This window comes from Actinomycetota bacterium (assembly GCA_030776725.1).
GTDB lineage: Bacteria > Actinomycetota > Nitriliruptoria > Nitriliruptorales > JAHWKO01 > JAHWKW01.
The window spans coordinates 1-24,565 of sequence record JALYHG010000114.1 but is presented as its reverse complement, the minus strand read 5'-3'; the positions used below and the strand labels follow the sequence as shown (position 1 = coordinate 24,565).

24 protein-coding genes are annotated in these 24,565 nt (G+C 72.4%); 22 read left to right on the top strand and 2 right to left on the bottom strand.

Annotated features, from left to right (window positions below; translation table 11 throughout):
* The 18 genes from rsmH to M3N57_05250 form a co-directional block, all read left to right on the top strand.
* The coding region (rsmH, locus tag M3N57_05335) for a 16S rRNA (cytosine(1402)-N(4))-methyltransferase RsmH (protein MDP9022118.1) at window positions 1-750 on the top strand (750 nt) is incomplete at its 5' end.
* Window positions 747-1,181: a hypothetical protein gene (locus M3N57_05330; GenBank protein MDP9022117.1), complete on the top strand. Its 435-nt coding sequence runs from the start codon at window positions 747-749 to the stop codon at window positions 1,179-1,181. The genes rsmH and M3N57_05330, both read left to right, overlap by 4 nt.
* 7 nt (window positions 1,182-1,188) lie before the next feature.
* Window positions 1,189-3,096: a penicillin-binding protein 2 gene (locus tag M3N57_05325; protein MDP9022116.1), complete on the top strand. Its 1,908-nt coding sequence runs from the start codon at window positions 1,189-1,191 to the stop codon at window positions 3,094-3,096.
* A gap of 46 nt (window positions 3,097-3,142) precedes the next feature.
* Entirely contained in the window at window positions 3,143-4,699 is a 1,557-nt protein-coding gene (locus tag M3N57_05320) for a UDP-N-acetylmuramoyl-L-alanyl-D-glutamate--2,6-diaminopimelate ligase (GenBank protein MDP9022115.1), read from the top strand.
* On the top strand, window positions 4,696-6,090 hold the full coding sequence (gene murF / locus M3N57_05315; GenBank protein MDP9022114.1) for a UDP-N-acetylmuramoyl-tripeptide--D-alanyl-D-alanine ligase: 1,395 nt from the start codon (window positions 4,696-4,698) through the stop codon (window positions 6,088-6,090). Before M3N57_05320 ends, murF begins: the two co-directional genes overlap by 4 nt.
* Window positions 6,087-7,121 (top strand): phospho-N-acetylmuramoyl-pentapeptide-transferase, encoded by a 1,035-nt coding sequence (mraY, locus tag M3N57_05310; protein ID MDP9022113.1) that lies wholly within the window; start codon window positions 6,087-6,089, stop codon window positions 7,119-7,121. Before murF ends, mraY begins: the two co-directional genes overlap by 4 nt.
* The gene (murD, locus tag M3N57_05305; protein MDP9022112.1) at window positions 7,114-8,493 is read left to right on the top strand and encodes a UDP-N-acetylmuramoyl-L-alanine--D-glutamate ligase; all 1,380 of its coding nucleotides are present in this window, start codon (window positions 7,114-7,116) and stop codon (window positions 8,491-8,493) included. The genes mraY and murD overlap by 8 nt, the downstream gene beginning before the upstream one ends.
* A gap of 116 nt (window positions 8,494-8,609) precedes the next feature.
* Entirely contained in the window at window positions 8,610-9,689 is a 1,080-nt protein-coding gene (gene ftsW / locus M3N57_05300) for a putative lipid II flippase FtsW (GenBank protein ID MDP9022111.1), read from the top strand.
* Window positions 9,686-10,897 carry an undecaprenyldiphospho-muramoylpentapeptide beta-N-acetylglucosaminyltransferase gene (murG, locus tag M3N57_05295; GenBank protein MDP9022110.1) on the top strand — a complete coding sequence of 404 codons (1,212 nt, stop codon included), beginning with the start codon at window positions 9,686-9,688 and terminating at the stop codon, window positions 10,895-10,897. The genes ftsW and murG overlap by 4 nt, the downstream gene beginning before the upstream one ends.
* Window positions 10,894-12,288 (top strand): UDP-N-acetylmuramate--L-alanine ligase, encoded by a 1,395-nt coding sequence (gene murC / locus M3N57_05290; GenBank protein ID MDP9022109.1) that lies wholly within the window; start codon window positions 10,894-10,896, stop codon window positions 12,286-12,288. Before murG ends, murC begins: the two co-directional genes overlap by 4 nt.
* A gap of 14 nt (window positions 12,289-12,302) precedes the next feature.
* Window positions 12,303-13,100, top strand: coding sequence for an FtsQ-type POTRA domain-containing protein (locus tag M3N57_05285; protein MDP9022108.1), 798 nt, complete (start codon window positions 12,303-12,305; stop codon window positions 13,098-13,100).
* Between the two features lie 374 nt (window positions 13,101-13,474).
* On the top strand, window positions 13,475-14,641 hold the full coding sequence (gene ftsZ / locus M3N57_05280; protein MDP9022107.1) for a cell division protein FtsZ: 1,167 nt from the start codon (window positions 13,475-13,477) through the stop codon (window positions 14,639-14,641).
* On the top strand, window positions 14,638-15,435 hold the full coding sequence (locus M3N57_05275; GenBank protein ID MDP9022106.1) for a polyphenol oxidase family protein: 798 nt from the start codon (window positions 14,638-14,640) through the stop codon (window positions 15,433-15,435). The genes ftsZ and M3N57_05275 overlap by 4 nt, the downstream gene beginning before the upstream one ends.
* Window positions 15,432-16,202 (top strand): YggS family pyridoxal phosphate-dependent enzyme, encoded by a 771-nt coding sequence (locus M3N57_05270; protein MDP9022105.1) that lies wholly within the window; start codon window positions 15,432-15,434, stop codon window positions 16,200-16,202. Before M3N57_05275 ends, M3N57_05270 begins: the two co-directional genes overlap by 4 nt.
* Entirely contained in the window at window positions 16,199-16,726 is a 528-nt protein-coding gene (locus tag M3N57_05265; protein ID MDP9022104.1) for a cell division protein SepF, read from the top strand. The genes M3N57_05270 and M3N57_05265 overlap by 4 nt, the downstream gene beginning before the upstream one ends.
* Before the next feature lie 18 nt (window positions 16,727-16,744).
* Window positions 16,745-17,011, top strand: a complete 267-nt coding sequence (locus tag M3N57_05260; protein MDP9022103.1) for a YggT family protein — start codon at window positions 16,745-16,747, stop codon at window positions 17,009-17,011.
* Between the two features lie 60 nt (window positions 17,012-17,071).
* A complete protein-coding gene (locus M3N57_05255; protein ID MDP9022102.1) occupies window positions 17,072-17,629 on the top strand; it encodes a DivIVA domain-containing protein in 558 nt (185 codons plus the stop codon).
* Window positions 17,630-17,757: 128 nt separating this feature from the next.
* Window positions 17,758-18,558, top strand: a complete 801-nt coding sequence (locus M3N57_05250; GenBank protein MDP9022101.1) for a helix-hairpin-helix domain-containing protein — start codon at window positions 17,758-17,760, stop codon at window positions 18,556-18,558.
* 18 nt (window positions 18,559-18,576) lie between these two features.
* Here M3N57_05250 and M3N57_05245 read toward each other — a convergent pair whose 3' ends face one another.
* Both M3N57_05245 and ileS read right to left on the bottom strand, forming a co-directional pair.
* Window positions 18,577-19,212 (bottom strand): hypothetical protein, encoded by a 636-nt coding sequence (locus M3N57_05245; protein MDP9022100.1) that lies wholly within the window; start codon window positions 19,210-19,212, stop codon window positions 18,577-18,579.
* Between the two features lie 28 nt (window positions 19,213-19,240).
* A complete protein-coding gene (ileS, locus tag M3N57_05240; protein MDP9022099.1) occupies window positions 19,241-22,432 on the bottom strand; it encodes an isoleucine--tRNA ligase in 3,192 nt (1,063 codons plus the stop codon).
* A 257-nt stretch (window positions 22,433-22,689) separates the two neighbouring features.
* On the opposite strand from ileS, the gene M3N57_05235 reads away from it, so the two are divergent.
* The 4 genes from M3N57_05235 to M3N57_05220 all read left to right on the top strand — a co-directional run.
* A complete protein-coding gene (locus M3N57_05235; protein MDP9022098.1) occupies window positions 22,690-22,887 on the top strand; it encodes a hypothetical protein in 198 nt (65 codons plus the stop codon).
* Between the two features lie 71 nt (window positions 22,888-22,958).
* A complete protein-coding gene (locus tag M3N57_05230; GenBank protein MDP9022097.1) occupies window positions 22,959-23,336 on the top strand; it encodes a TraR/DksA family transcriptional regulator in 378 nt (125 codons plus the stop codon).
* An 11-nt stretch (window positions 23,337-23,347) separates the two neighbouring features.
* Entirely contained in the window at window positions 23,348-23,914 is a 567-nt protein-coding gene (locus M3N57_05225; GenBank protein ID MDP9022096.1) for a signal peptidase II, read from the top strand.
* A 16-nt stretch (window positions 23,915-23,930) separates the two neighbouring features.
* Window positions 23,931-24,565 (top strand): RluA family pseudouridine synthase (locus M3N57_05220; GenBank protein ID MDP9022095.1); only part of this gene is annotated, 635 nt, incomplete at its 3' end.

Sequence of the window (24,565 nt, the reverse complement as noted above, 5' to 3'; positions counted from 1 at the left end):
CAGCGGCTGTCCGACATCGACGCCCCGACCGAGCTGATCCAGGCGCGCTTCGACGCGCTCGTCGACGTCCTCGACGAGCTGGGGATCGCGCGCCCAGCGGGCGTCCTGTACGACCTGGGCATCTCGTCGATGCAGGTCGACCGCCCCGGCCGCGGGTTCAGCTATCGCCACGAGGGTCCGCTCGACATGCGTATGGATCCAACCGGCGGGCGGAGCGCCGCCGACATCGTCAACGAGGCCGACGAGCGCGAGCTGCGCCGGGTCATCTCGCGGTACGGCGAGGAACGCTTCGCCGGGCGGATCGCTGCCGCGATCGTCGCCAACCGGCCGGTGTCGACCACCCGCGAGCTGGCCGAGGTCGTCCGCGAGGCGATCCCCGCAGCTGCGCGTCGCACCGGTCCCCACCCGGCGACGCGGACGTTCCAGGCTCTGCGCATCGCGGTCAACGCCGAACTGGAGGCGTTGGAGGCGTCGCTCCCGCAGGCCCTCCCGCGTCTGAGGGCCGGTGGCGTGTGCGTCGTCCTCGCGTACCACTCGCTGGAGGACCGCATCGTCAAGCGGACGTTCGCTGACGCCGCCCGCGGCTGCATCTGCCCGCCGCGCCTACCGGTCTGCGGCTGCGGCCGCCAGCCGCTGGTGCAGGTCCTGACCCGACGTCCTGAGCGGCCACGAGACGCCGAAGTCGCCGCCAACCCACGCGCCCGCGCCGCGCGACTACGCGCCGTGCGCCGTCTCGAGGTCCCGGCATGAGTGCAGTCCCCCAGTCCCGTCGTGGTCCCGACCGCGCCCGTGCGCCGCGTCTCCGGGTGGTGACCGCACCGCGCCGGCGGCGGAGGTTGCTGTTCGCGCTGCTACTGGTGGCGATCAGCGGCGCTGCCGTGTTCTCCACGGTGACCCTCAACGCGCTCGCCGCCGCGGACGCGGTGCACGCCGCGCGCCTGGAGGCTGACGTCGCAGAGGCCGAGCGCCGCTACGCCGAGCTGGTCGCCGAGGTGGCGGCGTTGGAGGATCCCGCGCGCATCGAGCAGGTCGCGTTGGAAGAGCTCGGCATGGTCCCCGCCGACGGGGCGCGGTTCCTGGTCGTGGATCGGCGCCTGCCCCACGACGGGGCGGTCGTCACCGAGGCGGCCACCGGCAGCCAGACCGACCGCATGAAGCCGGTCCTGTCGGTGCAGCGGTAGCCGGACGGTGCTGGTCGGGGGGAGCGCAGGTCGCGGCGCGATACGGGGAGGCCGCCCCGGCCGCCGCCGGCGACGTGACCCGTTCGCCCGTCGTGCCACCGCCGCCCTGGTGGTGTACCTGCTGGCGTTCGTCGCCGTCGGGTACCGGCTGGTGACGGTCCAGGTCGTCCACGCCGCCCACTACGCCGAGCTGGGTGAGCAGCAGCGGCTGCGGACGGTGGAGCTCCCGCCCAGGCGCGGACGCATCTACGACCGTGAAGGCGACGTGCTCGCCACATCGGTCGACGCGGCCACCGTCTACGCCGACCCGCGCGCCTTCCGGGAACGCACCGGCGCCGACGGCTTGATCGTCCCGCCCGCCGGCGACGCCGCCGAGGTCGCCGCGACCGTTGCTCCGCTGCTCGGGACGACGCCCGGCGCGGTGGAGGCCGAGCTCCGCGCCGAGGGACACTTCCGCTACCTCGCTCGACAGGTCGATCACGCGCTCGGCCAGCGCATCGCCGAGCTGCAGCTGCCGGGGATCGGTGTCCTGACCGAGCCGACGCGGGTCTACCCCGCGGGTCCGCTCGCCGGGCAGGTCGTGGGGTTCACCGGCATCGACGGGGACGGCCTGTCGGGTCTCGAACTGCAGTACGACCAGCTGTTGGCGGGCGAGCCCGGCCGGCTCGCGCTGGAGCGCGCCCCGGGAGGTCTGACCATCGCATCCGGGACCCGCGAGCTCCGCCCCGCCCGGTCCGGGACCGACCTGGTCCTGACGATCGACCGGGAGATCCAGCACGTCGCTGAACGGGCCGCGGCGGCCGCCGTCGAACGCTTCGACGCGGTCGGAGCCAGCGTCGTGGTCCTCGAGGTGGGCAGCGGGGAGGTCTTGGCGATGGCCAGCGCTCCCGGCTTCGACCCCAACCGGCTGCAGGAATCCGACGACGGGACGCGTCGCAACCGTGCTGTCACGGACATGTTCGAACCGGGGTCGGTGCAGAAGGCCGTGACCGCCGCCGCGGCGGTCGAGGAGGGCATCGTCGGGCCCGACACCGTCCTGTCGGTCCCTGACCGCTTGCCGTGGGGGCGGAAGGTCTTCAGCGACGCCCATCGCCATCCGATCGAGGACCTGACGCTGCGGCAGATCGTGGAACGTTCGTCGAACATCGGCACGATCCTGGTCGCCGACCAGCTCGGCCCCGACCGGCTCAGTCGCTACCTGGACGCGTTCGGGTACGGGCAGCCTCTGGGGATCGGTTTCCCCGGTGAGGTCGGTGGTGGGCTCCTGCCACGCGAACAGTGGTCTGCGACCAGCCTGCCCACCATCGCGATCGGTCAGGGCGTGGCCGTGACCCTGCTGCAGGCCGCACACGTCTACGCCACGCTCGCCGATGACGGTGTGGCGACCCAACCGCGCCTGCTGCGGGGGGTGGTCGGCGACGACGGACGCCTCGACCCCGCCCCGCAGCCTGCCCGTCACCGCGTCATCAGCGCCGACACCGCCCGGCAGGTGCGGGCCATGCTCGAAGACGTCGTCAGCGGCGAACACGGCACAGGTGGGCGGGCGGCCGTCCCCGGCTACGACGTCGCGGGGAAGACCGGGACGGCACGCAAGCCGCTGACCGGGGCGCGGGGGTACAGCGGCGAGTACATCGCCTCGTTCGTCGGTTTCGCCCCCGTGGACGACCCGCGGATGGTCGTCGCCGTCATGGTCGACGAACCCCAGCCGATCTACGGCGGTGTGGTCGCCGCGCCGACCTTCGCGGAGGTGATGCGCTTCGCCCTGGCCCACCGCCGGATCCCACCGACCGACCCAGCTGAAGCCGACGCCCGCGCCGCCCCGCCGCCAGCGCCAGACCCCGCCGGCGCGACCCCGACCCCTGCGGCGACCTTCCGGGGCGTGACGGATCCGCCCGTCGCCATCCCCCCGCCATGACCACCGACGGCTCCCCGGAGCCACCACCCGCCGTGGCTATCCTCGCTTGGCACCACCGACCCTGCGCGTGCCCGAGGCCCGCTCCGTGACGATCACCCTCCCCGAGGTCGCAGACGCCGCCGCGTCAGTACGGAGTGGCCCGGTCGAGCGGCGCGGCGACGCGGTGCTGACCGACGCCACGCACGACAGCCGTCAGGTGCGGCCCGGCTGGCTGTACTGCGCCATCCCGGGAGCGACCGTCGACGGTCACGATTTCTGCATCGACGCGGTCGACGCCGGCGCGCCCGCCCTCCTCGTCGAACGGTTCGTGGAGGTCGACGTGCCTCAGGTGCGGGTCCCGTCGGTCCGGCGCGTGCTCGGGCCCGTCGCGGCGCGCGTCCACGGGCACCCCAGCGATCGTCTCACCGTGGTGGGCGTCACCGGCACCAACGGCAAGACGACCACCACGTACCTGCTCGAATCGGCGTTCGGCGCCGGGGCGGTGGGAACCGGCGTGGTGGGCACGATCGAGACGCGGATCCACGGCCAGCCCCAACCGGGCGTGCGCACCACACCGGAGGCCACCGACGTCCAGCGTCTGCTGGCTACCATGTACGCCCGCGGGGTCGACGCTGTGGCCATGGAGGTGTCGTCTCACGGGCTCGCCCAGCACCGTGTGGACGGGACCCGGTTCGCGGCGGCGGTGTTCACCAACCTCAGCCAGGAGCACCTCGACTTCCACGGGAACCTCGAGGACTACTTCGCGGCGAAGGCGCGGCTGTTCACGCCCCAGCTGGCCGAGGTCGGCATCGTGTGCGTCGACGACCAGTGGGGCCAGCGGCTCGCCGACATCGCCACCATCCCCGTCGTCACCTACGGGCGGTGCCCGGACGCTGACGTGCGCATCGTCGACGTCGACTCCAGCATGGACGGGGTCACCTGCCGGCTCGTGGCCGACCACGCCGGGGCGCTCCCCGGCGGTCCCGCCGTGACGCTCACGACGCGGCTGATCGGCGCCTACAACACCGCCAACGCCGCTGCCGCCTACCTGGCAGCGACCCGCGCCGGTGTCCCGCCCGACGCCGCCGCTGCTGGGATCGCCGACTGCCCCGGGATCCCGGGGCGGCTGGAACCGGTCGACCGCGGCCAGCCGTTCGCGGTGTTGGTGGACTACGCGCACACCCCCGATGCCCTGTCACGGGCGGTCGCCGAGGTCGACAAGCTGATCCAGCCCGGACGCCGCGTCCACGTCGTCGTCGGGTGCGGTGGCGACCGGGACGTCGGCAAACGCCCCGTCATGGGCCGCGTCGCCGCGGAAGGCGGCCGAGCCGTGCTGACCTCCGACAACCCCCGCTCCGAGGACCCCGTCGCGATCCTGGCTCAGGTCGAGGCTGGCGCCCGGCGGGTCCACGGCGCCGACGTGGTGGTCGAGCCCGACCGCCGCGCCGCGATCGCAGCCGCGATCGCCGGGAGCGAGCCCGGCGATGTCGTGCTGATCGCCGGGAAGGGCCACGAGACCTACCAGGAGTTCGCCGACCGCACCGTCCCGTTCGACGACCGCGAGGTCGCCGCTGAGGTCCTCGCCGCCCGCGGATGGCGACGCCAGACGGGAGGCCGAACGTGATCGCTCTGCGCCTGGCCGACGTCGCCACCGCAACCGGTGGGCGGATCGCGGACCCCTCGACCGCCGACCGGACGGTGCACGAGGTCACCACCGACTCGCGCGACGTCCCCGAACGCGCGCTGTTCGTGGCGCTCCGCGGCGAACGCCACGACGGTCATGACCACATCGCCGAGGCGCTCGACGCCGGCGCGGTGGCCTACCTCGCCGACCGGCCCACCCCCGCGGCGGCTCCTGCCGTCCTCGTCGACGACACACGGCGGGCGCTACGCGACCTGGCCCGCGCGGTCCGCGAGCGCGTCGATCCCCAGGTCGTCGCGATCACCGGATCGGTCGGCAAGACCACCACCAAGGATCTGACCGCCGCGGCACTGCGCGTGGGCCGGCGGACGGTCGCGGCGCCCGGGTCGTACAACAACGAGATCGGGGTCCCGCTGACCTGCCTCGCGGCACGCGCCGACACCGAGGTGCTGGTGGTCGAGGTCGGCTCGCGGGGCGTCGGCCACATCGCGGCACTGATGGACGTCGTTCAGCCCGACGTCGCCATCGTGACCGCGGTCAACGCCGCGCACCTGGAGATGTTCGGTGACGTCGACACCGTCGCCCGCGCCAAGGCGGAACTGGTCGAGGCGCTGAGTCCCGCCGGCACCGCGATCCTCAACGCCGACGACCCGCGTGTCCGCGCCATGGCCGACCGCACCGACGCGCAGGTCCTGACCTACGGACGCTCCGACGCCGACGTGGTCGCCGACGACGTCGACCTCGACCGCCTGGCCCGCCCCCGGTTCGTGGCACGCACCCCCTGGGGCGAGGCGTCTGTCAGCCTTCCGCTCGCAGGTGAGCACCACGTGAGCAACTCCCTGGCGGCGTTGGCCGCCGCGGGGGTCGCCGGGGTCGACGTCGAAGCTGCCGCGGAGGCGCTGCGCGCCGCGCCGGTGTCGTCCTGGCGGAGCCAGGTCAGCGAGGCCGCCGGCGTGGTGGTCCTCAACGACGCCTACAACGCCAACCCGACGTCGATGCGCGCCGCGGTGGCGGCGCTGCTGCGGATCCAGGGCACCGTCGCCGGCCACAGCTGGGCGGTCCTGGGCCTGATGGCCGAGATGGGCGAGACCTCCCGCGACGACCATCGGGTCCTCGGCCGTGAGTGCGCCGCCGCGGGGCTCGACCGCCTGGTCGTGGTCGGCAGCGGCGACGCCGCAGCGATCGCGGTCGGCGCCCGCGAGGCCGGTTTCGCTGCGGACCACCTGTGGCACGTCGACGACGCGGACGGCGCCGTCGAGGTGGTCCGACCACGGATCCGTGCCGGCGACGTCGTCCTGGTCAAGGCCAGCCGCGTCGCCGGCCTCGAGACCGTCGCCGATGCGTTGCTGGACCGGTCCGAGACCGCTCCTTGAGGGCCGTCCTGTTCGCGGCGGCGCTGTCGTTCGTCGCGTCGATCGTGATCACCCCCGCGGTGATCCGGTACTTCCGCGGTCAAGGTTTCGGTCAGCTGATCCGGGAGGACGCCGAGCACCTGCACGCCGCCAAGGCCGGCACGCCGACCATGGGCGGTGCCGCGATCGTGCTGGCGGCGTTGATCGGGTACCTCGCGGCGCGGGTGACCGGGGTGCGCATCACCCCGACCGGCCTGCTGGTCCTCGGCACGTTCGTCGGGATGGGCGCTGTCGGTTTCCTGGACGACTTCATCAAGATCCGGCTGAACCGCAACCTGGGCCTGTCCAAGACCGCGAAGTTCGTGGGGCAGGCACTCGTCGCGATGACGTTCGCCTACCTCGGACCCAACTTCGGCGGCGTCTCGCAGCGGTTGTCGTTCGTCAGCGAGTTCGGCGAGCCCTTGCCGGCCGCGCTGTTCTTCGCCTGGGTGTTCGTGATGATGTCGGGGACGTCGAACGCCGTGAACCTCACCGACGGTCTCGACGGGCTGGCCGCCGGAGCCAGCGTGCAGGTCCTGGCCGCCTACGCGCTGGTGGCCTTCTGGCAGTTCCGCCATCCGCTGGCGTACGACGTCCACCCCAACGACGCCATCGACCTGGCGGTGGTCGCGGCGGCGGGCATGGCGGCATGCGCCGGGTTCCTGTGGTGGAACGCGCCGCCCGCCAAGGTGTTCATGGGCGACACGGGGTCGCTCGCGCTCGGTGGACTCCTCGCCGCGCTGGCGCTCGCGACCAGCACCCAGCTGCTCCTGGTGACGCTCGGGGGGATCTTCGTGATCGAGACCGTCAGCGTCATCGCCCAGGTCATCGCTTACCGCGGGTTCGGGCGTCGGGTGTTGCGCATGGCGCCGCTGCACCACCACTTCGAGATGCAAGGGTGGCAGGAGACCACCGTGATCGTCCGCTTCTGGATCATCGCGGGCATCGGGGTGGCCGTGGGCTTGGGCATCTTCTACGCGGAGTTCCTGGCACGGGGCGGTGCCGGTGGGTGAGCTCGGTGTTGGCTGCGCGCTGGTCGTCGGGCTCGGCCGCTCCGGCGTCCCGGCGGTGCGTGCCCTCCTGGAGGTGGGCGCCGCCGTGGTCGCAACCGACCGTGAACCGCACAACGAGCACGCCGACGCCCTCCGTGCGATCGGGGCGACCGTGATCCTCGGCGTCAGCGGCGAGGACCAGGTCGACGGCGTCGACGTGGTCGTCCCCTCACCGGGCGTCCCCGAGCACGCCCCGGTGCTGCGCCGCGCCGCCGCACTCGACGTGCCGGTGTGGTCGGAACCGGAGCTCGGCTGGCGGCTGTCACCGCGCTCGCTGATCGCCGTGACCGGGACCAACGGCAAGACCACCGTCACGGAGCTGACCACGGCGATGCTGCAGGCCGGCGACCGCGACGCGGTCGCGTGCGGCAACATCGGCCACCCCTTCACCACGGCCGTGCGCGAGGCCGCCCCGAACGCTGTGCTCGTCGCCGAGCTGTCGTCGTTCCAGCTGCGCTTCGCCGAGACGCTCCGTCCCGCGGTGGGGGTCCTGCTCAACCTGGCGCCGGATCACCTCGACTGGCACGGCGACGTCGCCGCCTACGGTGCCGCCAAGGCACGGCTGTGGCGGGCACAGCAGGAGGGCGACTGGGCGGTGGGCAACCTCGACGACGAGCCGTCCGCGGCGCTGGTCCGGGCGCACGCCCCGGCGCGCGTGGCGTGGTTCAGCCGTACCACGGTGCCCGAGGTCGGCGTCGGGGTCGACGGTGGGCGGCTGGTGACGCGGCTGCCCGACCACAGCGGGGCGGTCGTGGACACGGGGGAGCTTCGGTCCGCGGCGCCTCACCACCTGGCCAACGTGGCCGCGGCGGCCTGCGCAGCGTTGCTCGGGGGTGGGTCGCCCGAGTCGGTGGCTGAGGCCTCACGCGCGTACCGCCCGGGGCGCCACCGCCTGGAGATCGTCGCCGACCACGGCGGCGTGCGCTGGATCAACGACTCCAAGGCGACCAACCCGCACGCGGCCGCAGCGGCGCTGAGAGCGGCCGCCACCGACCACGAACGGTCGGTGGTGTGGATAGCGGGCGGGCAGAGCAAAGGGGTGGATCTCGCCGTGCTGGCCGACGAGCTGGGTTGCGTCCGCCACGCCATCCTGATCGGGGAGGCGGCGCCCGAACTGGCCGACATCGCCGCCCGAGCCGACGTCGCGGTCACACGCGCCCCGTCCATCGAGGAGGCCGTCGCGGTCGCCGCCGACCTGACCCGGCCAGGCGACACGGTCCTGTTGGCGCCCGCCTGCGCTTCGTTCGACCAGTTCCGCGACTACGCCGAACGCGGCGACCGCTTCGCCCGCGCAGCGCGGACGGTGACAGCAGGGACGGCGGCGCGGCGGTGACCGTCTCCAGCCACGCGCCCCGCCACCCGGGTCAGCCGTCATCCGTCGGCCGGCGGACCGGCCGTCTGCGCCGACCGCGGTCGGGGCCGTGGACGACTGACGCGACCGTCGCCGCTGTGCTGGTCACCGCCCTGGTCGTGGTCGGCCTGACGATGAGCTTCTCGGCGTCGTTCGTGGACGGGGCCGAGGGCGGCGACCCGTTCGGGACCTTCCGCCGTCAACTGCTGTGGACCGTGGTCGGCGTCCCGACCTTCCTGGTGGTCGCCGGAACCGATCACCGCGTCTGGCGGCCGCTGGCGTGGCTGATGGTGGTGGCCAGCACGCTCGGGCTCGCAGCGGTCCTGATCCCCGGTGTGGGACTCAGTGAGGCCGGATCAACGCGCTGGCTCGCGCTGGGCCCGGTCGTGGTCCAGCCCTCGGAGCTGGCCAAGCTCGCGACCGTGCTGTGGCTGGCCGACGTCCACACCCGCAAACGCGAACGGGGTATCTCCACCGACCGCCTGTCGCACATGCTCGTCCCGGCGCTGCCGCTCCTGGCGATCGAGGCGATCCTGATCCTGGCGCAGCCCGACCTCGGCACCACCGTGCTGATCGGGATGATCGTCGTGCTGGTGCTGTGGGCCGACGGCGTCCCCGCGCGCGTCCTGGCCGCGATCGGTGCCGCCGGCGCCACCCTCGCCGCCGCCGCCGCCGTGGTGGAGCCGTACCGCTTCGCGCGGCTGGTCGGTTGGTGGGATCCCACAGCCGACCCGCTCGGGAGCGGATACCAGCTGCTGCAGTCGTTGTACGCGCTCGGGTCCGGCGGGTGGCTCGGGGTCGGCCTAGGTTCGAGCCGGGGGAAGTGGAACTTCATCCCCAACCCGGAGACCGACTTCATCTTCGCGATCATCGGCGAGGAGCTCGGCGTCGTAGGGGCGGCCACCGTGCTGGCCCTGTTCGCTGGGCTGGTGGTGGTCGGCCTGCGCGTGGCGCGCCGTACCTCCGACCGGTTCGGGCGGCTGGTCGCCTTCGCGATCAGCGGCTGGATCGTCGGCCAGGCGCTGCTGAACGTCGGGGCGGTTACCGGGTTGCTACCGATCACCGGTGTGACTCTGCCGTTGGTGTCGGTCGGAGGTTCCAGTCTGCTGTCCACGCTCCTCGGCCTGGGCATCCTCGTGGCGGTGGCCCGTGCAACCGGCGAGGAGGATCGCCGGTGAACGGATCGACCCGGTCGGTGGCGTTCGCCGGCGGCGGCACGGCCGGGCACGTGTTCCCGTCGATCGCCGTGGCACGCGCGTTGACCCGGCTCGACCCGTCGATCGAGCCGGTGTTCATCGGCACGCAACAGCGGCTAGAGGGCCGCCTGGTGCCCCAGGCCGGGTACCGCCTGCACCACATCGACGTGCTGCCGGTGCCGCGGCGCCCGTCCTTCAAGATCCTCAAGCTTCCCGGCGCGATCCGGGCAGCGGTCCGCCGTTGCGGGGAGCTCCTCGAACACGAGGAAGCGGTCGCGGTCGTCACCTTCGGCGGGTACGTCAGCTTCCCGGTGGCCCGGGCCGCACACCGACTCCAGCTGCCGCTGATCGTGCACGAGCAGAACAGCGTTCCTGGGCTGGCCAACCGGGTCGCCGCTCGGTGGGCGGACCGCATCGCCGTCAGCTTCCCCAGCTCCGGCGACCGGTTCTCTCACCCCGAGCGCGTTGCGGTCACCGGGAACCCGGTCCGGGACGAGATCCTCCAACTCGACGAGGACACCGCCCGCGCACACGGGCTGGAGCGGTTCGAGCTGGAGGGCGACCGCCGGACCCTGCTCGTGTTCGGCGGGAGCCAGGGTGCGCGGTCGATCAACGACGCCGCCACCGCCAGCTTCGGGCGGTGGCGGAACCCCGACCGGCTCCAGATCCTGCACGTGGCGGGACGTGCGTTGCACGCCGAAGCCGTCACCGCGTGGGCGGATGCCCGCACCCGCTGGTCGGGTCCGCTGGTGCGCTGTGTGGACTTCGTCGACGACATGGGCCTGGCGTACGCCACCGCCGACGTGGTGGTGTGCCGCGCTGGCGCGACCTCCATCGCGGAGCTCACCGTGCTCGGCAAACCGTCACTGCTGGTCCCGTACCCGCACGCCACCGGCGACCACCAGCGCCACAACGCCGAAGCCCTGGTCCGTGCAGGAGCCGCGCGGATGATCCTCGACGGTGACCTCAACGGCGACCGTCTGGCCCGGGCCGTCGAGCCGCTGCTGGACGATCCGGAGCTGCGCAGCGAGGTGGCCGGCGCTGCCCGCATGTTCGGCCGGCCCGACGCGGCCGACAACGTCGCGCGTCAGGTCCTGGCGGTGATGTCGGTCAAGGCTCCGCCAGGGGCCGCCGCAGGCCATCCGGTGGCCGCCGAGCCACCGGCCCAACCGTCGCGACCCAGCCGATGAGCAGCCCTCCGGTCGACCTCTCCCGCCCCCGCAGGGTGCACCTGGTGGGGGTGGGTGGCGCCGGTATGAGCGGCATCGCCAGGATGCTGATCCAGCGCGGCCACCAGGTGTCCGGCTCCGACCGGCAGGAGAGCCGGGCGCTGGAGGCACTGCGGGCCATGGGCGCGCAGATCCGCGTCGGACACGCTGCTGCCGCGGTGTCCGGCGCCGAGGTGGTGGTGACGTCCTCGGCGATCGGCCCCGACAACATCGAGCTCGTCGCGGCGCGCCACGGCGGCATCAGGGTGCTGCACCGCTCGGAGATGCTGGCGTCCCTGATGGCCGGCAGCCGCACCATCTGCATCACCGGGACACACGGCAAGACCACCACCACCTCGATGGTCGTGGTCGCTCTGCAGGCGGCGGGGCGCGACCCGAGCTTCGCGATCGGGGGTGCCCTGAACGAGACCGGGTCCAACGCGCACGCTGCGTCGGGTGACCTGTTCGTGGCAGAGGCTGACGAGTCGGACCGCTCGTTCCTGGTCTACACCCCGGACGTGGCCGTGGTGACGAACGTGGAGCTCGATCACCCGGACGTGTTCGATGACCTGGCCGATACCGAACGCGCCTTCGGCGAGTTCCTTGCGCGGCGCCCGGCGGACGCGCCGGCGGTGATCTGTCTCGACGACCCTGGCGGAGCCCGTCTCGTGCAGGCCGGGGGAGAGGTCGTCACCTACGGCGAGGATCCCCGCGCCGACGTCCGCCTGATCACCGACGGCGACGCTGGCGACGCGGTGCAGTCCGGGCGGCTGCGTCACCACGGAACCGACCTCGCCACCGTCGCGCTGCAGACCCCCGGACGCCACAACCTCCTCAACGCGACCGCGGCCCTGACCGCCTGCTGGCTGCTGGATGTCGACCTGGCTGACGCCACGGCCGGGCTGGCGTCGTTCACCGGTCCGCTGCGGCGCTTCCAGCGGCTGGGCACCGTCGACGGGGTCGAGGTGGTCGACGACTACGCCCACCACCCCACCGAGCTGCGGGCCACGCTGGCCGCGGCGCGGTCGGTCGCTGCGGGACGGGTCGTGCTGGTCGTGCAGCCGCACCGGTTCTCACGCACCGCCCGGCTAGGCGATGAGCTCGGCCGGGCGGCCGCCGGCGCGGACCTGGTCGTGGTCACCGACGTGTACGGCGCGGAGGAGGAACCCGTCCCCGGCGTGTCGGGGGAGATCGTCGCGGACGCTGCCAGGGAGGCGGGCGCGCACGTGATCTGGGAGCCGCACCTGGGCGGCGTGGCGCCCCGCCTCGCGAACCTCGTGTCTCCCGGCGACCTCGTCGTCGTGACCGGCGCGGGCGACGTCACCGAGGTGGGAGCGGCGCTCCTCGCGCTGCTCCGTGACGGCGAGACCTGACCGAGGTGGTCCGGGTGGACACACGCATCGCCGAGCGACGTGCGGAGGTCCGACGCGACCGCATGCTGCGCCGCCGGCGCCGGACGCTGTGGATCGTGGTCCTCGTCACCGTCGGCGGCCTGCTGGCCTGGTTGGAGCGGAGCCCGCTCGTCGCCCTGCAGCGCGTGGAGGTGGTGGGGGCCTCCCGCATCGATCCCGCCGCCGTCCGCGACGCCGCAGCACTACCGCTGGGGCGCTCGACCCTGCGCCTCCGGCTCAGCGACGTCCGCTCACGGGTCGAGGCCCTACCGCTCGTGCATCGCGCCACCGTGCGGCGTGTGGACCCCCTGACCGTCCGGATCACCGTCGAAGAGCGACGGCCGCGGCTGGTGGTGCACACCGCCGGCGCCGCCGCCGTGATCGACCAGGACGGTGTCGTCCTCGAGCACCGACCTCTCCCCGACGGCGCGGCGGAAGCCAGCCGGGCCGACGCACCGCCGGTGGTGGTCACCACAGCCGCCCAGCCGCCCCCGCCCGGCGACACCGTCGACGGCGTGCCGGGGGCGGCCAGCGCCCTGCGCGTCCACCGCCAGCTGCCCGGGCCACTACGCAGCCAGGTTGAGCGCTACGACGCCACACAGGTCGACGACCTGGCGCTGATCCTGACCAACGGGGTACGCGTCCGCTTCGGTCGAGCCGAGCGCATCGACGAGAAGGCGCGCGTCGTCGGGGCGCTCCTCGACGAGTGGTCGGGGACGGTGATCGCCCGCATCGATGTCCGCGCACCGAGCAACCCGGTGGTCCTGGAAGCTGGGCCGCCGCCGCCCGCCTGAGCGGGCGCGCCCCCCCGCGCGGCACGACCCTCACTCGACTCGGCCTGGCTGGCCCAGTCCAGCCGACGGCCGGCTTGACCGCAGGACCCCATGGGTCTACCGTCCACCGAAGCTAGAGGTTAACATAACAATAAAGGTCTAGTTGACCTTTAGGGTCCGGCTCTCCGGACGGAGGGATTCCGGACGGAGCTGTGGGGGAGATCTCGGGGAGGACGACACACCGGTCCGGCGTAGAGGGGGAGGAAGACCGGCGCTCGGATGTAGCCGGTGGCCGCCGAGAGCGGGCTGCGAACCAGACAGTGGCGCGGGGCAGTGAGCCTCGCCGAGTAACGAGGGCCGGTGAGTCCTCGATGAGACCGAACCAGGAGGCCAGCATGGCGGCGAACCCGCAGAACTACCTCGCCGTGATCAAAGTTGTTGGGATCGGCGGCGGAGGTGTGAACGCGGTGAACCGGATGATCGACGCCGGGTTGCGGGGCGTGGAGTTCATCGCCATCAACACCGATGCGCAGGCACTGCTGATGTCCGACGCGGACGTCAAGCTCGACATCGGCCGCGACATCACCCGCGGGCTGGGCGCCGGATCCGACCCGGCGATCGGCCGTCAGGCGGCCGAAGATCACCGCGACGAGATCAACGAGGTGCTCAAGGGCGCCGACATGGTGTTCGTCACCGCCGGCGAGGGGGGTGGCACCGGGACCGGTGGCGCGCCGGTGGTGGCAGAGGTCGCCAAGGACCTCGGCGCGCTGACAATCGGCGTCGTCACCCGGCCGTTCGCGTTCGAAGGCCGGAAACGCAACGTCCAGGCCGAGGACGGCATCAAGAACCTGCGGGACAAGGTCGACACGCTCATCGTCATCCCCAACGATCGGTTGCTGCAGATCTCCGACGGTGAGACCTCCGTCGTGCAGGCGTTCCGCCTCGCCGACGAAGTGCTCCTCCAAGGCGTGCAGGGCATCACCGACCTGATCACCACCCCGGGGCTGATCAACCTCGACTTCGCCGACGTCCGTACCGTCATGAAGGACGCCGGCTCGGCCCTCATGGGCATCGGGACGGCCCGAGGCGACCAGCGCGCGCTCGAGGCGGCCAACCTCGCGATCTCGTCGCCGCTGCTCGAGGCGTCGATCGACGGCGCGCGTGGCGTGCTGCTGATGCTGGCCGGCGGGAGCGATCTGGGCCTGTTCGAGGTCAACGAGGCCGCCGATGTGATCACCAAGGCCGCTCACCCGGACGCGAACATCATCTTCGGGGCCGTGATCGACGACAGCCTCGGTGACGAGGTGAAGGTCACGGTCATCGCCGCCGGGTTCGACACGTGGGACGAGCCGGTCGAGCAGGAGGGCGCCTTCGTCGCTGAGCAGCTGCGGCGGGACGCTCCGCCCGCCGCCCCCTCCCCGCTGCTGGAGGACGACGACGAGGACGACTTCGACGACGAGGTGTTCCGCCCGTCGACGCGGCCACGGCCCGCCCCGCGGCCGTCGGTGGTGATCGACGCTGATGAGGACGAGGACCTCGACATCCCGAGCTTCCTGCGGTGACGGTGAACGCCGACGCCGGCCCCGCCGCCACCCGCGGCGAGCCGGCCACCGGGGATGTCGACCGCCCCGAGGGCGTGTCGGGACCGGTGCGGCTCGCGACGGGGACGGCCGCGTGGTTCACCGGACGGGCCACGGGCAGCATCGCCCATCGACATCCGCACCAGCCGCGGCGGCTGGCACGCGTCCGCGCCGCCGTCGCCGACGCGATCGGCGTGTCGGTGGCCGCACTGCACTTCATGCAGCAGGTCCACGGCGCTGACGTCGGCGTGGTCGACGCCGACACGGCGCCAGGCGCGGAGCTGCGCGGCGTCGATGCGCTCGTCACCGCCGAGCCGGACCGGGCCCTGACGGTCCAGGTCGCCGACTGTGTCCCGTTGCTGCTGGGATCGTCCGCGGGTCCCGTGGCCGCCGTCCACGCCGGCCGCCGTGGTGTCGTCGCCAACGTGGTGGAGGCGTCCCTGGAGGCTCTCGACCGCCTCGGTGCGTCGCCACGGACGCTGCGCGCCGCGATCGGGCCGGCCATCGGCGGCTGCTGCTACGAGGTGCCGCTGGCACTGCAGCGCGACGTCACCGAGCGGGAACCGGCCGCGGAAGCCACCACCACCTGGGGGACGCCGTCCCTGCACCTGCCCGGTGCGGTCGCTGCGACCCTGCGCCGTTCCGGTGTGGAGATCGTCGACGACTGGCTCGGATGCACGCACTGTGATCCGTCGGCACGCTGGTTCAGCTACCGCGCCGATCGCCGCGCGGGCCGCCAGGCCGGCATCGTCGTCCGCCACTCGGAAGCCGCATGACCGCCGAACGCGACGTGGTGTCGCGCCAGGCCGAGCCGGGCGCAGCGATGGCGCAGCGGGCCGCGGCGGTGCGACGACGCATCGCCGACGCCTGTCGCCGGGCGGGGCGGGTGCCGTCGTCGGTGACGGTGGTGGCGGTCACCAAGGGGCACCCGGCGCCGCTGACGCAGGCGGCGGTGGACGCCGGGTTGGTCGACATCGGCGAGAGCCGGGTGCGGGAGATGCTCGTCAAGGCAGCCCAGGTGCACGGTGGCCGCTGGCACATGGTCGGCCGCCTGCAGTCGAACAAGGCCAAGGACGTGATCGCCCACGCCACCCTCGTGCACTCCGTCGACCGGCGGTCGCTGGCCGACGCGCTCTCGGCGAGAGCACGCCATGCAGGCGTGGTGCAGCGTGTCCTGGTCCAGGTCAACGTCGGCGAGGACCCAGCGAAGGCTGGGTGCCCCGCCGAGGACACGCTCGCACTGGTCGCCGATGTCCGTGATCTGCCCCACCTCGCCGTGGAGGGCCTGATGACGATCCCCCCACTCGCGCCGCGAGGCGCTGACCAGGCCGAGGTGTCCCGCGCGCACTTCGCGCGACTGCGTCGCTTGCGTGACCAGGCCCGTGCGCGCTGGCCCGAGGTCGCGCACCTGTCGATGGGTATGAGCGCCGACTTCGAGGCGGCGGTCGAGGAGGGAGCCACGATCGTGCGGCTCGGTACGGTCCTGTTCGGTCCGCGCCATGAGCAGGCCTACGGTACGCGGACAGTCGAGGAGGCACGATGAGCAGCATGTGGCGGAAGACGCTCATCTACCTGGGGCTGGTCGAGGAGCCCGAGGACGACGAGTACGGTCCGGGGACCCTGCCCAACACGGAGCCCGACTTCTCCGCGGCCCCGGCTCGAGACGACCATCGTCGGGCCTGGCCACGTGCGGTCGGGCCTGACGCGAACGTCCGACCGCTGCGCAGCGAGGACCGCTCCAGCCACGTCCGGCCCCTCGATGGCGGCTACACCCGAGTCACGATCGTGCGGGCGACCTCGTTCGATGACGCCGCCGAGCAGGTCGGGGAGGGGTATCGCGGCGGGCAGGCGGTTCTGCTCGACGTCGGCGACGTCGACACCCGCACCGGCAGGCGGCTGCTGGACTTCGTCAGCGGGGTGATCTTCGCCCTGCGCGGGCGGATCGTCCCCGCCGGGCAACGGGCGTTCCTCCTCTTGCCCGAGGGGATGGATGTGCCGCTCGAGGAACGTCGACGCTTGAGCGACCTCGGCTACCACGTCGATGGCGCGCCGTCCGCCAACGCCTGACCGGGACCGAGGTTCGCCGTGGTCGTTGTGGAGCTGATCTGTCTGCTGCTGCTCGCTGTGACCATCCTGCTCCTGGTGTACGTGGTGTTCTCCTGGATCCCGAGTCCCCCAGAACCGATCCGGCCGCTGGTGCGGTGGGTCGCGCGGATCGTGAACCCCATGCTCGAGCCGCTCAGGCGGGTGCTGCCGCCTGTGCAGTTCGGTGGCTTCGGTCTCGACATGTCCGTGATCGTTCTGTTCGTGGTGATCTTCGTGATCCGCGGGGCGCTGCGCTGCCCGGTGTGACGTCCACCGATCCGGGCCGCTCATCCGCCACCATGTCTCCGTCCCGGCAAGGAACCGAACGTGCCCCTGACGCCTAACGACATCGTCAACTACCCGCTCAAGCAGGCCGTCCGCGGCTACTCCGTGCAGCAGGTCGACGAGCTGCTCGATCGGGTCGCTGATCAGCTCGAGCGGATGGAGGTGCAGCTGCACGAGGCCCGGCGAGAAGCCGAGCGTGTCGCGGCCCGCGTCGACGAGATGCAGGAGACCGAGCTCACGTTGAAACGTACGCTCGTCACGGCCCAGCGTGCCGCCGAGCAGACGCTCGAAGAAGCCCGTGAGCGCGCCGCCGAGATCGTGTCCGAAGCGCATCGCGAAGCGGAGCAGGTGGTGGCCCGCGCCACCGATGAGGCCAGAAGGACCCAGGTCGACCTCCGGCGGGACGTCGACGCGCTGGAGCACCGCATGGAGACCCTGCGCGCGCTCGAGGAGGAGTACCGATCGGGCCTTCGGATCGTGGCAGAACGCCAGCTGCGCGCGGTCAAGGAGATGGCTCCCGTCGCCCCGCCGGCGGTCAGACAGTTGGGAACCGCAGACGACACAGCGCAAGGTCGGGAAGGTGTCGCCGTCCCCGAGTGACCCCGCCGGCGCGGACCGGACCGGTCGTGGACGCGTTTCGCCTCGGAGGTGATCGTCGGTACAGTGCGGCAGCGTTGTGCGGCTCCTGACCCGTCCACGCCCGACGTCCACAAGGGGTGGTGCATCCGGTGATCGTGATCAGTTTCCTGCTCGTCGTCGTGGCGGCGGTCACGCTGGCGATCGGGATCATCCAGAACGTCCTCCAGCTCGTCTGGGCGTCGATCGCGTCCTGTCTCCTGGCGATCATCTTCCTCGGGATCGGGGTGTTGCAGCGCCGCGTGGGTCGGGCTGGCGCGCCACCACAGGAACAGGGCTACGGGCCCGGCGCGTCACCTCAGGTCGACGGCGGCGGGTGGCAGCAACGCGAGCCGTCACCGGCTGAGGTCAGCGCAGCGCCCGGGGTCGCCGGAGCGCGCCCCGGTCAACGACGGTGGCCCGGGCCGGAGGCGGCTGCCGCGGAGGGCCGGCAGGAACCTTCGGCCGAGGCGCCCACTGGCGAGACCGAAGTCGACCGGCCGGTCAGCGCGTGGGCAGCGTCGGTCACCGAACCGACCGCGCCGTCCGAGGAGGACGTGCCGCCGCGACCGCCGCCGCGGAGACCGGCCAGGAAGGCTGCCGCGAAGAAAGCAGCGACCAGGGGTGCTGCGGCCAAGAAGACCGCTACTCCCGCCCGTGCCAAGAAGGCCGCGAAGAAGACCGCACGCGCGCCAGCGAAGAAGGCCGCGAAGAAAGCCGCGGGCGGCACGACCGGGCCGGCGGCGATGCGTGAGCTGAACGCGGTACGCGGGCTGGGTCCCGCCAAGGCGCGGGCGCTCCTCGATCGCTTCGGATCGCTCGAGGCGATCCGAGACGCCCGCGTCGACGATCTGGTCGATGTTCGAGGTGTCGGCGAGACGACCGCTCGCGAGATCCACCGGCAGCTGTCCTGACCTGATCGTGGCGTTGGCTCACGTGGGGTCCGCAGCCGTCACGGCAGGCTCCCGGTCGCCCACGTGACGGCGCAACGAGCGCGCAGCTCCCAGCCGGGCCGCCCGCTCCAGAGGATGGTCGCGGTACCCCCGGCGCGCCCAGAACCACGCGTACAGCGGGACGATCAGAGCACCGAGCCGCTCGACCTGCCGCACGTGCACCGCCTCGTGGGCGAGCAGCGCCGGTGACGGTGCCGCCACGGCGCTGATCACCACCTGCCCGATCGCGTTGGCGTCGGACCCCAGCCATCCCTGGAGGCGGGCAGCGCCCCGGTCCCCGCCGGCCACGACCCAGCAGCGCAGCGTCCGGTCGCGTCTCCAGCTGCCCTTCGTGGTTGCGCCGACCGCGACGCCCACGAGCGTGGCCGGGGCGGCCCACACCGCCGCGGCCAGGCGCCCGACAGCGGTCCGCGGAGGCGGCGGTACCCACGACGCCAAACGGCGCGACAGCGGTCCCTCGCGGGACGGTGGCACGGTGCGGGTCGCGGCGAACACCGGCGGCTCGACACCGGCCCGGATCCGGTCCTGTTCGCGCCGCTGGCGGATCAGGCCGATCACCAGCAGGACCCCGTGTGCACCGCCCAGCGCCGCTGCGGTGCGCTCGAGCCCGGTCACGGCGGCGCGGACGGTCAGCGCAGCAGCGTCACGCCCGGCTGTGGGGCGTGACGGTGACCGCGGCCCGCACCCCGCCACTCAGGTCGATCTCGTGGGCGTCGGCGACCCGGCCGAGGCGGACCTCGTCCGCCAGCACCTCGTGGCCAACCACATCCAGCCAGCCCTCCTCTCGCAGGGACGCGGCGACATCGTCGGGTGCGATGTCGACGCACAGGCGGATGCGCTGGTCGAGGTCGAGGCCGAGATCCTTGCGGCGGTCGTTCACCGCACGGATCAGCTCCCGGGCCAGGCCCTCGGTGCGCAGCTCGTCGGTGAGCTCGGTGTCGAGGGCGACCGACGTCGCACCCTCACTGGTCAGCTGCCAGCCGGTACGGGGCGTCTCGACCACCTCCACCATGTCGGCGGTGATCGCGCGGGCGCGCCCGTCGACGTCGATCGTGGCCTTGCCCTGGGCGATCTGATCGGCGAGGGCGCCGGCCTGGTCGGGGCCCAGCGAGCGCAACGCCTCGGCGACCTTCGGGGCGTCCTGCTGGAACGCGGGACCCAGCGCACGGAAGTTGGGCTTGAGGTGGCGGTCGGCAAGGTCGGTGGTGGCATCGGCGAGCTCGACGGTCTTGACGTTGAGTTCGTCCGCGACCTCATCGAGCAGCGCCCGCAACCCGGGACGCTCGTGGCCGGGCACGGTGACCAGAGCGCGAGCCAGCGGCTGACGGATCCGGATCCCGGACTGGTTACGGGCCTGCCGCCCGACCTCGACCACGCGGCGGGCGGTGTCCATGGCGGCACGCAGCGCGTCGTCTCGCCACGTCCGCGGCGGCGCCGGGAAGTCGGTCACGTGCACCGACGGTGCGGCGTCGGCGTCCTGGGAGCGCACCAGATCCTCCCACAGCTGATCGGCGACGAACGGCGTGAACGGCGCCAGCAGCTGCGACAGCGTGACCAAGGCGTCGTGCAGCGTCGCGTACGCGGAGGACTTGTCGCGGGGGTCTTCCGCGCTGGACCTCCAGAACCGGCGGCGGCTGCGGCGCACGTACCAGTTGGACAGGTCGTCGACGAAGTCCTCCAGTCGCCGCGTGGCGGTGGTGACGTCGTAGCGCTCCAGCGCGGTGTCCACGGCATCGCAGACGTCCGCGAGCTCGGCCAGCACCCAGCGGTCCATCGGGTGGCGGTCGGCGACCGGCGGGGCGTCGCCGGCGCTGGGATGCCACCCGTCGATGCGGGCGTAGGTGGTGAAGAAGTAGTGGGTGTTCCACAGCGTCAGCAGGAACCGGCGCAGGATGTCGTCCGTGAGTCCCACGCTGACCCGCCGGTTGAGCCAGGGGTTGCCCTCGGCGATCATCAGCCAGCGCAACGCATCGGCCCCGCTGCGGTCGAGGAGCGTCCAGGGGTCGAGCACGTTGCCCAGCGACTTGCTCATCTTCCGGCCGTCCTCGTCCACGATGTGGCCCAGGCACAGCACGGTGCGGTACGGCGTCTCGCCGAACACGAGGGTCGACTCCGCCAGGAGCGTGTAGAACCAGCCGCGCGTCTGGTCGATCGCCTCGGCGATGAAATCGGCCGGGAACCGGGTGGCGAACGCGTCCCGGCCGCGGTGCGGGTAGCCGAACTGCGCGAACGGCATCGCGCCCGAGTCCAGCCACGCGTCGGCCACCTCCTCCACGCGCCCGGCGTCGCGCCCACATTCCGCGCACGGCACCACGATCTCGTCGACGTACGGGCGGTGCGGATCGAGGTCGGTCAGGTCGAGCCCGGCGAGTTGACCGAGCTCGGCACGGGACGCCACCACGGTGACGTGGCCGTCGGGGCAGAGCCAGAACGGCAGGGGCGTCCCCCAGTAGCGGTCACGCGACAACGCCCAGTCGACGTTGTTCTCGAGCCAGTTCCCGAAGCGCCCGTCGCGGATGTGCTCGGGGTGCCAGTCGATCTTGGCGTTCTGGGCGAGTAGCTCCGCGCGACGGGCGGTGGTGCGGATGTACCACGACAGCTTCGCGTAGTAGATCAGCGGAGACTTGCACCGCCAGCAGAACGGGTAGGCGTGCTCGTAGCTGCCGGCTCCCACCAGCGCCCCAGCCTCGTGCAGCGCCTCGATGATCAGCGGGTCGGCGGCCTTGACGAACTGCCCCTCCCACGGTCCACGATCGAAGCGGCCCTGGGCGTCGACGGGGTTGACGACGGGGAGGCCCTCGCGACGTCCGATCGCGAGGTCGTCCTCTCCGAACGCGGGCGCCATGTGCACCAGCCCCGACCCTTCCGTGGTGGTGACGACGTCAGCGGCCACCACGTAGCGGTAGTCGCTGTCGACCTCCACGAGCGTGAACGGTGCCTCGTAGTGCAGGCCGACGAGGTCGCCCGCCGCCAGCTGGTCGACCACCTCGACGTCGTCGCCCAGCGCGGCGGTGACGCGGTCGGCCGCGACGACCACCAGCTCGTCCGATCCCGGGGCGCGCGCCAGGACGTAGGAGATCCCGGGCCCGACAGCGACCGCCGCGTTGCTCGGCAGTGTCCACGGCGTCGTGGTCCACACCAGGAGGCTGGCGCTCCGCTCCGCCAGCGGACCATCGAGGATCGGGAAACGGACGTACACGCTGGGATCAGCCACGTCCCGGTACCCGCCCAGCGCAACCTCCGCGTCCGACAGCCCCGTCCCGCACCGCGGGCAGTAGGGGGTCACGCGGTGGTCACGGAAGATCAGGTCGTCGTCCCACAGCCTCTTGAGCGCCCACCAGACCGAGTCGACGTACTCGGGATCCATCGTCCAGTAGGCGTCGGACATGTCGACCCAGAACCCGATGCGCTCGGTGAGGTCCTCGAAGTCGCGCACGTACCGCCCGACCGACTCCCGGCAGCGCTGGTTGAACGCCTCGATGCCGAACGCTTCGATCTCCGGTTTGGAGTTCAGGCCCAGCTCCTTCTCCACCTCCAGTTCGACCGGCAGGCCGTGGCAGTCCCAACCGGCCTTCCGCGGGACCTGGAAACCCTTCATCGTCCGGTACCGGGGGAACACGTCCTTGAACACCCGCGCTTCGACGTGGTGCACCCCCGGCCGACCATTGGCGGTCGGTGGGCCTTCGTAGAACGACCAGATCGGTGCGCCATCCCGGCGGCGCAGGCTCTCGGCGAACACCCCGCGCTCGCGCCAGCGGGCCTGCACAGCCTTGTCCAGGTCAGGGAAGGAGGGGTGGTTGGTGACGTCAGGCCAGGCGCGCTCAGGGTCGGTCATGCACGTCTCACATCGCAACGGTCGGGGACGGTGATCGTAACCGCCGACGGCCAAGTGCCCGACTGTTGGTCGTCGGGCAGCGTCCGGATGGACGCGACGCGTGGTCACGGTCGGTGAGACCCGCTTCGCCACCGTCCGAACGACCCGAAGCTCCGTTCGACTCATCGAACGCTGCGGTACGGTCGACGGCACAGCCGCCACCGCTTGACGCTGGGGCCCCACCGGACGAGCGGTGCAGCCCAACGGGAGCGTGAGCCGTGCGATCCACTGTCGACGAAGTCGAGCTGGCCGAGATCCGCGACGAGCTGATGACGCAGGCGCGTCTCTTCGAGGATCCACTGGCGTACGTCGCCGGGGTGGAGGACACCCTGGACGCCGTCCGCCGCGCGCTGCGCCGCGATCGCGACAGCACGACGATCGTGGTGCCCCAGGTGCGTCCCACGCGCATGCTGTGAGACCGCCACGCATCTGGTAGCGTCCCCGCGCCCGGGAACGTCCCGTGGGGTTGAACACGGCCAGGGGCACGGTGGCAACGACGAAGCGCCTGAACAAGACGACCTTGGCCAAGCTCCGTCGGGAGCTGGAGGCCGAACGCGAACAGCTGTTGGCGCAGGTCAACGAGCTCGACGCGACCGCTGTCGTCGGGATGTGGCGTGACGGCGGCGTGAGCGACGACGACGCCGACACCGGGACGGCCACGTCCGAGCGGGAGCGCGCCCAGTCCCTGGCGTTGAACGCCCGACGGATCCTGGTGCAGATCGATGACGCGCTGCGACGCATGGACGCAGGCACGTACGGCCTGTGTGAACGCTGTGGGACGGCGATCGAGCCCGCCCGTCTCGAGGCGTTGCCGTACGCCACGCTGTGCCTGGCCGACAAGCAGCTCGACGAGCGCATCTTCTGATCCGACCTGACGTGGGGCAGATCGCAACCCGCGAAGCGGCGACGAGCGCGCCGCCCGAAGCGACCGACGAGGGTCGGCGTTGGCGGCCGAGAGCCGCGCCCGGTCCCGTCCAGGTCGGCCTCCTGGTGGCCGCGATCGGATGGATCCTCGACCAGGCCACCAAAGCGCTCGCCGTCGAGGCGTTGGTGGGCGGACGCGTGATCGACCTGCCGGGGCCGCTGTTCCTGCGCCTGACCTTCAACGCTGGTGCGGCTTTCTCCGCCCCGATCCCGTGGTGGGCGTTCCCCATCGTCACGCTGCTGGTGGTCGTGCTGGTCGCACGGAACCTGCCGCGGTCACGCGGCGCACTCGAGCCGATCGCGTGGGGCCTGCTCCTGGGGGGGGCGTTCGGCAACCTCACCGACCGTCTGCTGCGCGTCGAGCCGGGTGGCGTCGGGCGGGGCGAGGTCGTTGACTTCATCGCGTCGACCGTCTGGCCGACGTTCAACCTGGCGGACGTGGCGATCACGGTGGGCTTCGTCCTGCTCGTCCTGGCGGCTGTCCGCGAGGGTCGCGAGGAGCGCCAGGAGGCGCCGTGACCCGCCGCGAGGCTGCGTGATCTCCCGCCGCTTCCGCGCGGCCCCTGAGGACGCGGGGCACCGCCTGGACGTCGCACTGGCCGGTTGGATGGGTGAACCGCGGAGCCGGGCAGCCGCCCGCATCGAGCGCGGAGAGGTCACCGTCGACGGGGACATCGCCGCGAAGTCGCTGCGGCTGGCGGGCGACGAGACGGTCGAGGTCGCCGCCCCCCCGGAACCGCCGCGGGGCGCCGCCGGGGTCCCCCCACCGCCGGTCCGCTGGGAGGACGAGCACCTGCTGGTGGTCGCCAAGCCGGCCGGGTTGGTGGTGCATCCGGGGACCGGCCGGACCGCCGGCACCCTGGTGCAGGCACTGGTCGCGGCCGGCTACCCGCTGGCGCGAGCGGGAGGCGAGGTCCGGCCGGGGATCGTCCACCGCCTCGATCGCGACACGTCCGGGCTCCTCGTCGTGGCGAAGACCGACGTCGCCTACCACGGTCTCGTCGACGCGTTGAAGCGCCGCGAGGTCGACCGGCGCTACCTCGCCCTGGTGGAAGGGATCGAGAGCGTCGGCAGCGGTCGGGTCGACGCGCCGATCGGCCGCGATCCCCGCGACCGGAAGCGTTTCGCGGTGACGGCGGCTGGCAGACCAGCGGTCACCCACTGGGAGGT